Below are 13,063 nucleotides of genomic sequence, written 5' to 3'. Positions count from 1 at the left end.
CAATGGGTCATCGCATAACCGTTTAACTGCCTAAGCGCAGGCCTTCCTGGTCGACGGCGACCAGTTGGATTTTGGCTTCGATGCCCGCCTCACCGAGGGCGTGGGCGAAGGGGGCGGCGCTCAGTGTCTCGTCCCGTACCCAGGCTGCCACGGTCGGGCCCGATCCGCTCAAAAATACCCCTGGCAGCCTCGGATCGGCGCACCACAAATCAAAAACGGCTTTGGTGTTTTTGAGCAGGGGCAGGCGATAGGGTTGGTGGATGCGGTCTTGCTGGGAGCAGGCCAGGCCTGCCGGTTCGCCGGTTTTCAGCGCGTGGAGCAGGCGTTGCACCAGGTCGCGGTTGAAATCGAGGTCCGCTTGCGGCCAGGATTCGGGTAGGGCGCGGCGCATGGTTTCGGTGTCGGCGCGGTCGCATGGGGTCGCAAGGAGGACGCGCAGACGCGCGTCCATGGGGATTTTTTCGGTTGTGAATCGGTCACCGTTTTGGCCGCATAAATGCAAGCCGCCGAACACCGCGGGCGCCGCGTTGTCGGGATGGCCTTCCGCTTGGGCGCAGCGTTGGAATACCGCCTCGCGATCTAAGGGCAGGCCGTGGACTGCCGCCGCCAGCGCTTCACCGCCGGACAGGGCGGTCGCACTGGAACCCAAGCCACCGCACACCGGGATCGGGTTGATCACGCGCATGTGCAGCGGAACCACCGGTTTGTCCAGGCGTTCGCAGGCCGCGCGGTAGGTGCGCGCGATCAGGTTGTGTTCGTCGGTCGGCAAGCTGCCGGCACCTTCGCCCTCGGTGACGACCGAGAAACGCTCGGCCGGTTCGGCATGAATCGTGAGGCGCAGGTCGTAGGCCAGGCCTAATTGATCGAAACCCGGGCCGAGGTTGCCGGACGTGGCCGGCGCGGAAACGGTGAATGTCATACGCCTAACCTACTGCTACAAAACCAAGATGTTCGGCGACGGCGGGGCCGTCCGCGGCGAGAACCTGAACCTCTTCTGAGAAGGTCATCGCGGTTTGCGGATCTTTGAGGCCGTTGCCGGTGAGAATACAAACGACGGAGTCGCCCTCTTTGAAGAAGTTCTGTTTGGCCAAGCGCAAAATGCCGGCGACGCCGATTGCCGAAGCCGGTTCGCAGAACACGCCTTCCTTGGAAGAGAGCAGGTGGTAGGCTTCGAGGAGCGCCTCGTCCTCAATGGCCTGAATCAAACCGCCGGATTCGTCACGGGCCGCCTCGGCCTGCTTCCAACTCGCGGGGTTACCGATGCGAATCGCGGTTGCAACGGTTTCGGGGGCTTCGACCACCTGACCGTTGACGATGGGTGCCGCGCCGGCTGCCTGGAAGCCAAGCATGGTGGGCAGACGTTCGGCTTTGCCGGCCGCGTGATAGGCTTTGTAACCGGCCCAGTAGGCGGTGATGTTGCCCGCGTTGCCCACCGGCATGGCTTGGTAGGTTGGTGTGTAACCCAGCTGGTCGACAATTTCAAAAGCGCCGGTTTTCTGGCCCTCGATGCGGTAGGGGTTCACCGAGTTGACCAGGGCGACGGGGTAGTTCTCGGAAAGGTAGCGCACCATGTTGAGGCATTCGTCGAAGTTGCCGTTAATTTGCAAAATATCGGCGCCGGAAAGGGCGACTTGGGACAACTTACCCAGGGCGACCTTGCCCTCGGGGATCAATACAATACATTTAATGCCGGCACGCGCGGCATAAGCGGCGGCGGCGGCCGAGGTGTTGCCGGTGGAGGCGCAAATAACGGCCTTGGCGCCGTCTTCAACGGCCTTGGACACGGCCATGGTCATGCCGCGATCTTTAAAGCTGCCGGTCGGGTTGGCGCCTTCGTACTTAAGGAAAACCCGTGCGCCGGTTAATTTTGAAAGGTGAGGCGCTGGTATCAGCGGGGTATTGCCTTCTTCCAGGGAAATAATCGGGGTCGCGTCGCTTACGGGAAGAAATTCGCGATAGCGTTCAATCAGGCCTGCCATGGTGTACCTCGTGGATTGGGGAAATCAAGTTGGCGCCGTCGCGGGGGCGTCGGTACCTTGAAGGCGGTCGTCGGGTGGGGAACCTGGACAAGATCACGCCTTGTTGACCCCCTAACCTAGTACAAAAACGGGTGGTTAATCAAGCATGGCGGCGTGCGAACAGCCCGTACTACAAAGGTTTTTTTTATTTTGTCCATGCGAAAACAAGCTTTCATCCAATCTCTGTCCATATTTTTTGTTTCGCTTGGGGTTTGGACGCTTTAAGCTTGCTCCTGTAGTCGGATAACCCTTATTCGTCCAAATACGCTGGGCGCGGCGCGCCGGCCGGCTCGCCGCGTCATGCAAGGAGCAATCGATGTCACAAGATGTGCCTGCGATGGTTGAAGTTGAGACGACCTACGATGAGATCTCCGACATGGATGTTGCATCATCAGACCGGATCCCAAAGCCGCGGCGTCCGAGCCGATCCGAGGCGGAAGCAGCCGTGCGAACGCTTATTCGATGGGCGGGTGACGACCCCACCCGTGAGGGTTTGTTGGAAACCCCGGACCGCGTCGCGCGCGCCTACGAGGATTTTTTTCGCGGTTATACCCAGGATCCGGTTGCCATTCTCGCCAAAACTTTTGAAGAAGTGGAAGGTTACAACGAGATGGTGCTGCTGAAAAACATGCGCCTTGAATCTTACTGCGAACACCACATCGTGCCCATCCTGGGTGTGGCCCACGTGGCCTACCTGCCGGATAAACGGGTTGTGGGTATCTCCAAGCTGGCCCGCTTGGTGGACTGTTTCGGGAAACGCTTACAAACCCAAGAAACCATGACGTCCCAAATCGCGGATACCTTGGAAAAAGTGCTGCAGCCGCGCGGTGTCGCCGTCTTGATTGACGCCAGACACCAGTGCATGACCACCCGCGGCGTACACAAAACAGAAGCAGCCACCATTACCACGCGCATGACGGGTGAATTCCAAACCAACATGATGATGCGCCAAGAATTTATGACGATGGTGACCTCCACGGCGGTGGGGGTCTAGCACAACCGATTGGCTGGAGTTGGAAGGCGGCGCGCTCGCCCCGTACATCCCGATACAGTGGGTGTGTCGCCTTCCCTTTTTTTACCGAAAGTGTGCGATTTGGGGGGATGCAATTGCTTAAGATGTTGGAGCGAAAGGTGTTAGAAAAAGTGCACCGGAGTCCCGTACGACGCGAACCTTAAAGGTACGTCGAGCATGGTTACTGCACCTTGCAGCCCAACGCTTGGCGCAGGACGCGCCGATACTTGAGCAAGTGCGCCACCACGAATCGCTCAATTTAGATTGAAGCTGTGGAAAGATTAAATTTTGATGAAATAATGTGACTCAATTTTCCGTCGTCTATTGCTCTCCTTTTTGTGGGACGTCTTTATGAAGCTCGTGGGTTCAACATGGTTGCATTCCCTGATTGATCTCTAAGATTTCATATTGATGTCTTGTCGCTTTTCTTACGTTCTTTTATAGAACATACTAATTCTGGAGTGCTTTATGATGTTTGTTATTTTGTTATCGCTTGGCTTGTTTCAGCCCGGTGTCGACGTCGCCGCCGCCGACACCTTTTCGGCAGCTCCGTGGCACGAGACTGCGCCTGGGGTTTGGGAAAAAGAAGTAGGTTCACGCCTTTACCGCCTTACCTCCGGCTCAGAGGCTTTTGTCCATGAACTGGACGCGGTTTCCGCCGAGTTGTCCCTCTTGGATCAGTTTGAGGAACAGGGTTTAAACGGGCGTCGGGCTTACCTGGCGCAGCGGGAAGCCTTTTTGGAACAGGCTCTGGCTGCTGACGACGGAGACCTGCTGGACCCGCGCCATAAAAGCGTATCCCAAACCTTGGGCAACATCAGCTTGTATGCGGATGCAGAGGCGCAAGCAGGATTGGGGCGCGTTGCTTACCAGGGTCCCTGTTACGGCCAATGGTCGATTCGGGTGTCCGGGGTTATCGATGGACGCGCGGAGGCGGAATACGCGAGCGGCTCGGGGATCTCGTTCAACCGCTCGCTTTCAAAGCGGTTCGAAGGGTGTGGCACGGTTTGTTCCTCCGAGGTCGTCGTGACCTTGTCCGGCTGTACGGGTGACGGACGTTACTTCAGCTTGTCGGTTCGTGATGTGGATCAGACTTGTGCACCCGTGTCTTCAACCTTAAATGTCGGCGCTTGGGCGGAACCCGGCTACGGCCTCCCATCCAGGAGCCGCTACTTCCTCAGTTCTTTTGCATCCGGCGGTTGTGGCCCGTACCAGTTCCGGTGGACCTTGGGTCCCAATGTCACGACGAACAACAACCTCAACCAGCAATTTATCAGCGTGGTGCTGAATGGGCGGACTGCAAGTTATGTAACCCTGACCGTGACCGATGCGCGGGGAACCACCCAATCCCGACGGATTACCCTGCGGCCCCATGACGGTGATTTTATTCCCTAAGCCAGGTATTGATGCGTATATTTTGGCGGTAACTGCGCGGTTGCCGCCTTTTTCCTGTTTGGTCATGGGTGAGCGCCTCGAGTTTTTTAAAAAGAAACCGAACCATTCCATGAACGTTTATTGCTTGGTTAGATAAGGAACGCTTGATAGGGAGGATTGTCGAATATCCGGGTGTATGGTTTAGAAAGAAAATACCTTTCTTAATGCCGGATATGAGATTTATACCTTACCTAAGGATATCTTATTGATATGTTCCTGTACTACTGAGGAGTTACTAATGCTAACCTTGTTTTTCTGCACCCTGGCACTGTTCCAGGGTCCTGATATCGCTCAGACCTCACCCGACATGAAAAGGGCTTTTTGGGCCGAGGTCGATGCTGAATGGGTTGAACTTTCCCCTGGGATTTGGGAGAAATCAAACGGTACCCAAACGGTGCGTTTCCTTTCCGGGCAGGAGGGGTTTTCCGCGGCGCTTGCCGAGGTTGAAGACCAACTGGCGGCGCTTGCCTGGAAAACCACGGGCGACGGCGCCTTGCGTCGCGAGAAGTTGCTGGCCCGGGAAGCGCGCCTTCATCAAATTCTTCAGGGTGAAGGCCTGCCCGCCTTGGATCCCCGTGACAAGGCGGTTGTTCATTCATTAGCCGGTACGGGTATTGAGGCCAATGCGATGCCACAGTCAGGTCGCGCCCGTGCGTTTTATCAAGGGCCGTGCCGCGGCGCGTGGTATATATCGGTCGATTTGTCGATCGACGGCCAAGCCGTGGGTTATGTTCGTGAAGGCGAGGGCGCTTCCTTTGATGTGACGCGAACCAACAGTATGGAGGGTTGTGGTCGTGACTGCCGCGCCCGCGTGTTTGTTTCGCTAGAAGGCTGCGATTCGCTTGGCCGTCCTTTTTTGATTTCGACAACCGCGCAAGACAATACCTGTAATCCTGTGCCCGGCATCGGTGTTTCCGCAAGGGCAACCACCCGTGTCACCCAGTACAATGTGACCACCTTTGAGGTGCGTGCGTTCGTTTTGGGCGGTTGCGGCGACACGACTTATGCTTGGAAATGGGGGCCGAATGTGGTGAGCTTTAACGGCGCCGATCAGCCAACCCATATTGTGCGCCTGGAGGGGCGCGGCGGCAGCTACGCCGACGTGACCGTTACCGATAAAACGGGCCAATCCCGAACCGCACGCGTGTATCTGGTGCACGGTGGGGAAACCCTTCCGCCTAGGGAACTGTAACGGCACCCGTTTTTGAAACCATGGCGGCAGCTTCGCGGTTGCCGCCTTTTCTTTGGTAAAGGGTTTCGTTTATGGGGTTGGTTCGCCGCGCAGCCAGGGGATGTATTCCGTTCCCGCGGGGCGCGGACGGCTGAGGTGGTCCCAGGTTGAAGGCGTGCCGGCTTCACCGGACCCATCCAAACGCAGGCTTGGGACCGCGTTGAGTTTGGCGCCGTCGAAGTGGTAACCCATCTGGTAAAGCGACCGGTTCAACAGGTCACGGTAGAAGGTGTGCGAGGGCTGTGTCGGCGGCGGCAGCAGAAGATGGTCGATGCGCCACAGGCGCATGGTTTGGTCCTCGGAAGGAGAGACAAGCAGCTTGCCGCTCGGGTCAAAGGCGAGGCCGAACATAACGCTGCCCCTGTGTCCCAGAAGCACCGCCAAGGCGCGCCCGTCGTTGACGTCCCAAATTCGTACCGAGGTATCGGCGGAGGAACTGGCCAAATAGCGACCGTCGGGAGAAAAAGCCACGCCGTGAACCGGTTTGGTGTGACCGCGCAAGACGGTGAGCGGGCTAGGCGTGCCTCGAAGGTCCCACAGGCGAACCGTCAAGTCGTCGGAGGCGGTGGCGAGTCGGGTGCCGTCGGGCGCATAGGCAACGTCCCATAAGTCGGCGGAATGCCCCCTTAATTCAATGAACGGGGTGTCGTTGCCGAGGTCCTTGCCGAGGTCCCATATTCTTAGGGTTCGGTCGCGCGAAGCGCTGGCGAGGCGGTGGCCGTCGGGCGAGAATGCGACGCCGTGGACGGTGCCCTCGTGACCGCGAAGCGTGATGAATTCGGCTGTTTCGTCCTCGGCCGACCATACCCGAATGGTTAGGTCCCCGGAGGACGAGGCGACACGGGCGCCGTCTGGTGAGAAGGCGACGTCGAACACCACGTTTTCGTGGCCCCGAAACACACGGGGTTTGGCGCGTTCACCTTGGAGGTCCCACAGACGCACGGTTTGGTCGAAGGAACCGGACGCGAGCCGGCGACCGTCCGGCGAGAAGGCCGCGCTGAAAATGATTGAGGTATGGCCGCGCAGGACGTCGACCGCCTTGGGCCTGTGGCCGTCGGCGGTTTTTTGCCAGAGGCGAAGGGTGCCGTCGGCGGATGCCGAGGCAAACATGTCGCCGGCCGGGCTGAAGGCGACGGCCGCGACGCCGGCGGTATGGCCGTAGAGCAACGCGGTTTGTTCGACTTCTTGATCCGTGGGACGCGGTTCCCACAGCCGAATGGTTCGATCCAGCGAGGCGGATGCCACGCGGCGACCGTCGGGTGAAAAGGCGACGCCCCGAACCGAGTTGCTGTGTCCGCGCAAAGAGACCACGGGCTGCATGGGCCTTTGGTCAACCGAAAGATCCCAGAGGCGCACGGTGCTGTCCTCGGAGGACGAAACCAAAAAACGACCGTCGGGCGAGTACGCGATGGTGTAGACGCCGCCGCTGTGGCCCTTGAGAACGGTGGGTGCGTAGGATTTTTTGTTTGCCTCTTCGCGTGACCACAGGCGAATGGTGGCGTCACCGGAGGATGAGGCAAACTGTTTGCCGTCGGGTGAGCAGGCCAAAAAATGCACGGGGGCTTCATGACCGCGCAGCACCGCGGCTTCCCGTTCTCGGCCTGGCCGTGAGACGTCCCACAGGCGAACGGTACGGTCGGCCGAACCGGTCGCGAGCATGCGACTGTCGGGTGTAAACACCGCGCTGTAGATAATGTCCTGGTGACCGGTGAGGACGGCGCTGGGTTGGGATTGGTTGTTCATGCCTTCAAGGTTCCAGATACGCACGCTTGTGTCGGCCGAAACCGTGGCGAGCCGTGTGCCGTCGGGCGAAAAAACCGCGGCCCAAACAGCCTTGTCGTGCCCGCGAAGAACGGCCTTTGTTTCGAAGCGTTCCGTTGCGGGGTCCCGTTGCCATAAACGGACGCTGTGGTCACCGGAAGAGCTGCTGATCATGTTGCCGTCGGGTGAGAAGCCGACGTTGCCGACGCCGTCCTCGTGGCCCGCCAATACTTGCAGGCAGGCGCCGGTTTGGGTGTCCCAAAGGCGAACGGTTTCGTCATCGGAACTGCTGGCCAGAATACGTCCGTCCGGGGAGAAGGCAACACAAATGACGCCGTCGCGGTGGCCGATGAGGCCGCCCAGCGAGGTGCCGTTATCCAAGCGCAGGCGCTCAAGGCCGCCGCCGGGGGTAAGCGCCAGCAGGCTGGTCGGGGACAGGGTAATTTCGGAAAGGGAACGGGGTGCTTGTTCCCAAATCATTTCGTTATCGCCGTCGGCACGCCAAAGCGACAGGCGCTCGTTCTGGTCGTATACGGCAAACACATTTTCTTGTGGCGAAGCGGACAAAAATTGAATGTTACGCGCCAGCTGGATGGTTTTCAGCAGGGTGCCGTTTTCGCGGTAAAAGTGGAGGGTACCGAGGTCGTCCGCGGCGACAACGGCCTCGCCGCCGCATTGGGTGAAGGCGATGATGGGTGCGTCCCCGTTGCGTTGAAGCGGCGTTAGCGTGAGTTCGTCTTGGTAGACGGAGCCCAGGGTGATGGGGCGGCCGCCGCGGTCGGCGGCAAACAAGCGATGGGCGAGAAAGGCAAGGTGTTGGATGGCGCCCGGCGTGCTGATGCGGTGGATTTGTTCCTTTCGGGTTAAGTCGTGAACGAGCAATTCACCTTGCGAATCAGCGGAGGCGAGGAAGCGGCTGTTGGCGCAGAATGCGAAGGCGCCGACGGTGCCGCGGTGTGCATCGGTGAGCAAGGTAAAATGCGGGGTTTCCAGGTTCCATAGGTAAACATCCTCGCGCTCCGAGGAGGCCGCCAGCCAGGTGCCGTCGGGGCTGAATTTCATCGCGGTCAGGCCGTGACGGGCCTGGGTTAGCAGGGTTTTTTGTTGCCCGGAAAGGGTATCCATGATGCGCACCACGCCGTTCGGGTCGGCGAGCGCGAGGGTGCGACCGTCGTCGGTAACCGCGAAATGGGAAAGGGGCGGTGCCGGCGGTGAACCCCACAACAAACGGCCTTTGCCTTGCATGCGCGGGTCGAGCAAACGGCCGACGGGTTCGGGCAGGCTGAGGTTGTCGGGAATCTCTTGGCTGAGTGCCGCAAGGGAGTATAGCCAGGCCTCGGCTGGGGAGGAACTCAAGGCGTTACCCGCTTGTTCATTGAGGGTTAGCGCCAAATGATAGTTGCTTTCCAAGGTCTGTTCTTGGGCGCGTTTCTTCTCGTAAAGTGCCTGTTCCGTCGCCCGTTTGGCGCTGCGTTCCGCCGCGCGACTTTGAACATACATAATCGAAGCAAACACCGCCAGAACCATACTGGCAACGCCGAGTGTGGTAATCGCGCGTCGGATGTTGCGCCGGGTGCGGTATTCCCGTTCGCTTTGGTGAATGCCCTCATTGAGAAAGGTCAAGGCCATGGGGCCGAGGTGGTCGCCGTGTTCTTTTTTGAGGTCGACCATTTGTTGGAGGAGGCCGCCGCGCAGGAGGTGATCGGGATCGCGGCCTGCTTCGTCCCAGGCTTCGGCGCGACGTCGCAGCCGGTTGATGGCTTGCGCGGTGGCGCGGTCCTCGGCCATCCATTCGCCGATGCGGTGCCAATTGCGAATCAGGGCCTCGTGGGCGACGTCGACCAATTCCAAACCCCGCGTTGCGTCGGCGGTGGCGGTGAGTAGGCGAGAGGTGGTCCAGCGTCCCAACAGCGTTTCGGTTTGATCGCCGGCCACGGCGGTAATTTCGTCCATGGTGGCACGGCGTCGGGTGTCTTCGGCGCCTTCGCCGGGGTGGACCAGACACAAAACAAATATTTTACGGAGAATGCGGCGATCCGCGTCAGCGAGTGCGGTGTATTCGGATTCAGCGCGTTTGGCGAGCGCGCCGGCGATGCCACCGATTTCGTCATAGGCGGCGCGGGTCAGCAGGCCGCCTTGCCGATGTTCGTAAAGTTCGAGAAGGGCGTGTTCGAGGAGGGGCAGTTCGCCGGCGGCGCCGGCAACATCGTCCAAAAGTCGTTCTAGCAGACCGCTTTCGAGGGTGAGCCCGCCGATGCGGGCCGGTTCGTGGATGGCGCGCGTCAATTCGGTGCGGTTCATGGGTTTGGTTTGCAGGCCGTTGTCCATAATCAGGTCGTTGACATGGGGGTGGATGACGCATTTTCCCAGGAAATCGGAGCGCATGGTGATGAGCACGGCGATCCCATTGGGTTGTTCTACCGCGTTGCTGATGGCGTCGGCGAAGGCGTTTGCTTCCTCGCGATCAGCGAGGGTAAAGATTTCTTCGAACTGGTCAATAACCAGGCACAATCGTTTTTTGCCGGTTTTTTCGGGGATTTCGCGGCCGATGTAATGGAGCGCCTCGCTGGAGGCCTGTAACCGGGTAAGCAAACGGCCCGCGGCTTTGCGCGTGGTGTTTTCGTCGATGCAGCGGCTCAGCGCGTAGGCCAGTTCCTCCATGGGTTTGTGGGTCGGGGTAAACAGGGCTAAAGCGTAGTCGGCAGCGCGAAGTTCGGGCAGAACCCCGGCTTGAACGACCGATGATTTGCCACTGCCGGAGGGGCCGAGCACGGCGATAAAAGGATTGTCGCGAAGGTATTCAACGATTCGTTGGGTTAAGGCCTCGCGACCAAAAAAAAGATGGTGGTCTTGTTCGCGAAAGACTTCCAGACCTCTGAAGGGACAGGTGCCGGTGGGTTCGTATTCTTCACCGTGTTCCTGTGATTGGCGGAAAATGGCTTCATAGAGAAAATGGGTGTCGCCGGTATCCAGGAGTTTGTCCGCGCGGAGCCACTGGCAACCTCGTACAAAGGCGGGCAGCGCGCTTTGGCGGCTAGGAATTTTGGCGCCGGGAAGAAGCAGGGGAATAATCGGCATTTCGGCCGAGTAAAAAGCGACCGCATCGCGCAAGGCGCTGTTTTCACGCCACGGCTCACGGGCATTTTCACCTTGACCGAGGCAGGCGATGCAGGTGCGGCTATCGGCGAAGGCCGCTTCCCAAGCGCGATCCGTGAGCGATTCCCAGGGGAGATCGGCGGGCGGAAAGAGTTTGAGTTCGTGGTTGGCATTCAGGACCGCGGTAATGGCGCGGATGGTTTGGTAGTCTTTTTCGTGACACCAAAATACCGCATCGAGTTGTTTGGTGCGGGCGGGGTTTTGCGATTTATCGCGGGACAAGGCCGCGGTTACCCGCTCCAGGGCGGCGATGAGGTCGGCACCGTCACCAAAGCGTTCGCGGGGATTTTCGGCAAGGCAACGGCGAACGACATACCCGACGGCCTCGGGCAGCGGTGGTAGCTCGATATCCACCATGGGGCCGAGCACGGCCGGCGCTTGTTCGGTGGAATAGGCGTCGACCGTGGTTTGGTCGGCTGAGGCGGGTATGGTGGTGGAAGGGGCGCGGTAGCGGCCGGTCACCAACTGATCAACCACCTCCTGGGGGCTGCAGGCGTGTTCACCTGGCGAACGGGTGGTAAGGAGTTGGAGCAGCACCAAACCGAGCGCGTAAATATCGGTGGCCGGTGTGAGTTTTTGACCCTTGTGCTGTTCGGGGGCCGCGTAGGCGGGGGTCATGGGATTGCGATTGGATCCGCCCTTGTTGGAATCGAGCCCGATTAGGTGGGCGATACCGAAGTCGAGCAATTTGGGTTCACCGGAGTTGGTAACCATCAAATTATGGGGCTTGATGTCGCGGTGAATGACGCCCTGACCGTGGGCGAGAGCCAGTGCCCGCGCTGTTTTCAGGATGGTATCCAGAATCATTTGCAGACTGGGTTGCACCAGTTGGCACCACATATCAATGGTGTGGCCCTCGATGTATTCCATGATGAAGTAAGGGCGTCCTTCATCGGTGCTGCCGGCGTCGTGAATGACGGCGATGTGAGGATGCCGCAGATCGGCGAGCAGTTGGCGTTCACGGCGAAAGCGCAGTTCGACATCGCGTCGGTTAAGGTGGCCGTGCAGCACCTTGACGCACACTTTCATGCGCAGTTGGTCGTCCTCGCGTTCGGCCAAATAAACCGAACCCATGCCGCCTCGGCCCAGTTCCCGTTGTATGCGATAGGGGCCGATTCGCGACCCAATGACGGCGTGTCCCTCATCGTCCTTATGGTTCATACGTCGTCCGTTCATCCGTCGTTTTGAGACGGACATCATAACATGGTGTCCGTCGCGAAACGTCTAGGATTGTCGTCAAAGCGGTGCAAAAAACAAATATATCGCTGGACCTTACGCGAGCGGTGCCGCGCGGCGGCGTTGGGTGAACGAAGCTTTTCTTTTTGAATGACGAATCGACGTGGCCGCCTTTTTTGAGGATGTAGCAGCGTGCCAGGTCGTGCTGCGCCAATTAAAAAAGCCCCGCACAGCGGCGGGGCTTTCGTGATTCGATGTACATCGCCTTACAAAAGGTCTTTGACGATCTCGCGCTCACCTTTGAGTTCGGCTTCGGTTTTTGCCAGTTTCTCTTTGGCGAATTCGTTGTGGTCCAGGCCTTGGACGATCTCGTAGCTGCCGTCGTCCTTGGTGCGGATGGGGAAGCTGAACATCAGGCCTTCTTCAACACCGTAGGAACCGTCTGAGGGAACGGCCGCGCTAAACCACTTGCCGTCCGGGGTGGGGAAGTGGAAGTTTTTGACGTGGTCCAGGGCCGCGTTCGCCGCGGAGGCGGCTGACGATTTACCACGTGCTTTGATGATGGCGGCACCGCGTTTTTGGACGGTGGTGATGAAGTCACCCTTGAGCCAATCGTGGTCGCTGATGACGTCGGTCGCTTTTTTGCCGCCGATGGTGGCGTTAAAGAAGTCGGGGTATTGGGTTGCGGAGTGGTTGCCCCAGATGGTGACGTTTTGAACCTCGGTCACGGCGACACCGGCTTTGGCGGCCAACTGGTAACGAGCGCGGTTTTCGTCGAGCATGGTCATGGCGCTGAAGCGGTTGAAGGGCACGTCGCCCGCGTTTTTGGCCGCGATCAAGGCGTTGGTGTTGCAGGGGTTACCCACGACGACGGCGCGCACATCGCTTGCACCGCGTTGCAGGGCTTTGCCTTGACCGGTGAAGATGGGGCCGTTTTCGCTGATCAAGTCGTTGCGTTCCATGCCGGGACCGCGCGGCTTGGCGCCGACCAAGATCGCCCAATTCACACCGTCGAAGCCTTTTTCGGCGTCGGAGTTAATTTCAATACCGGCCAGGGTGGGGAAGGCGCAATCATTCAATTCCATTGCCAGACCTTCGAGGGCTGTAACCGCTTGAGGAATTTCCAGGAGGCTGAGCACTACTTTGGTGTCAGGGCCGAACAATTCGCCGGACGCAATGCGAAACACAAGACTGTAACCAATTTGACCCGCGGCACCGGTGATCGCCACTTTAACCGTGTTGGACATGATGACTCCTATTCGTTTACCGCCGTTC

Annotated in this window: 7 protein-coding genes; 3 read left to right on the top strand and 4 right to left on the bottom strand. The window is 59.1% G+C overall.

The genetic code is table 11. The features are described 5' to 3' along the window. Positions 1 to 22: 22 nt before the first annotated feature. Positions 23 to 919, bottom strand: a complete 897-nt coding sequence (gene thrB, locus J3U88_RS19860) for a homoserine kinase (protein ID WP_207860694.1) — start codon at positions 917 to 919, stop codon at positions 23 to 25. A gap of 4 nt (positions 920 to 923) precedes the next feature. After that, the gene (gene thrC, locus J3U88_RS19855; protein ID WP_207860693.1) at positions 924 to 1,979 is read right to left on the bottom strand and encodes a threonine synthase; all 1,056 of its coding nucleotides are present in this window, start codon (positions 1,977 to 1,979) and stop codon (positions 924 to 926) included. 415 nt (positions 1,980 to 2,394) lie between these two features. Here thrC and folE point away from each other — a divergent pair, with 415 nt between their 5' ends. The 3 genes from folE (at position 2,395) to J3U88_RS19840 (ending at position 5,656) form a co-directional block, all read left to right on the top strand. Beyond that, positions 2,395 to 3,012, top strand: coding sequence for a GTP cyclohydrolase I FolE (gene folE / locus J3U88_RS19850; RefSeq protein WP_207860808.1), 618 nt, complete (start codon positions 2,395 to 2,397; stop codon positions 3,010 to 3,012). Positions 3,013 to 3,498: 486 nt separating this feature from the next. Then, positions 3,499 to 4,425 (top strand): hypothetical protein, encoded by a 927-nt coding sequence (locus tag J3U88_RS19845; RefSeq protein ID WP_207860692.1) that lies wholly within the window; start codon positions 3,499 to 3,501, stop codon positions 4,423 to 4,425. 277 nt (positions 4,426 to 4,702) lie between these two features. After that, positions 4,703 to 5,656 (top strand): hypothetical protein, encoded by a 954-nt coding sequence (locus J3U88_RS19840; RefSeq protein WP_207860691.1) that lies wholly within the window; start codon positions 4,703 to 4,705, stop codon positions 5,654 to 5,656. A 69-nt stretch (positions 5,657 to 5,725) separates the two neighbouring features. On the opposite strand, the gene J3U88_RS19835 is transcribed toward J3U88_RS19840, so the two are convergent. Both J3U88_RS19835 and J3U88_RS19830 read right to left on the bottom strand, forming a co-directional pair. Next, positions 5,726 to 11,773 carry an nSTAND1 domain-containing NTPase gene (locus J3U88_RS19835; protein ID WP_207860690.1) on the bottom strand — a complete coding sequence of 2,016 codons (6,048 nt, stop codon included), beginning with the start codon at positions 11,771 to 11,773 and terminating at the stop codon, positions 5,726 to 5,728. Between the two features lie 281 nt (positions 11,774 to 12,054). Further along, the gene (locus J3U88_RS19830) at positions 12,055 to 13,035 is read right to left on the bottom strand and encodes a malate dehydrogenase (protein ID WP_207860689.1); all 981 of its coding nucleotides are present in this window, start codon (positions 13,033 to 13,035) and stop codon (positions 12,055 to 12,057) included. Positions 13,036 to 13,063 lie beyond the last annotated feature (28 nt).

The sequence above is a fragment of the Acanthopleuribacter pedis genome, from assembly GCF_017377855.1.
GTDB classification, from domain to species: domain Bacteria; phylum Acidobacteriota; class Holophagae; order Acanthopleuribacterales; family Acanthopleuribacteraceae; genus Acanthopleuribacter; species Acanthopleuribacter pedis.
The sequence above is the reverse complement of the archived record's forward strand: the minus strand, read 5'-3'. Positions and strand labels throughout refer to the sequence as shown.

What these genes read in the sequence shown, in the direction of transcription:
- thrB (WP_207860694.1), bottom strand. Translation starts at nt 919, where the DNA reads ATGACATTCACCGTTTCCGCGCCGGCCACGTCCGGCAACCTCGGCCCG.
- thrC (WP_207860693.1), bottom strand. Translation starts at nt 1,979, where the DNA reads ATGGCAGGCCTGATTGAACGCTATCGCGAATTTCTTCCCGTAAGCGAC.
- folE (WP_207860808.1), top strand. Translation starts at nt 2,395, where the DNA reads ATGGATGTTGCATCATCAGACCGGATCCCAAAGCCGCGGCGTCCGAGC.
- J3U88_RS19845 (WP_207860692.1), top strand. Translation starts at nt 3,499, where the DNA reads ATGATGTTTGTTATTTTGTTATCGCTTGGCTTGTTTCAGCCCGGTGTC.
- J3U88_RS19840 (WP_207860691.1), top strand. Translation starts at nt 4,703, where the DNA reads ATGCTAACCTTGTTTTTCTGCACCCTGGCACTGTTCCAGGGTCCTGAT.
- J3U88_RS19835 (WP_207860690.1), bottom strand. Translation starts at nt 11,773, where the DNA reads ATGAACCATAAGGACGATGAGGGACACGCCGTCATTGGGTCGCGAATC.
- J3U88_RS19830 (WP_207860689.1), bottom strand. Translation starts at nt 13,035, where the DNA reads ATGTCCAACACGGTTAAAGTGGCGATCACCGGTGCCGCGGGTCAAATT.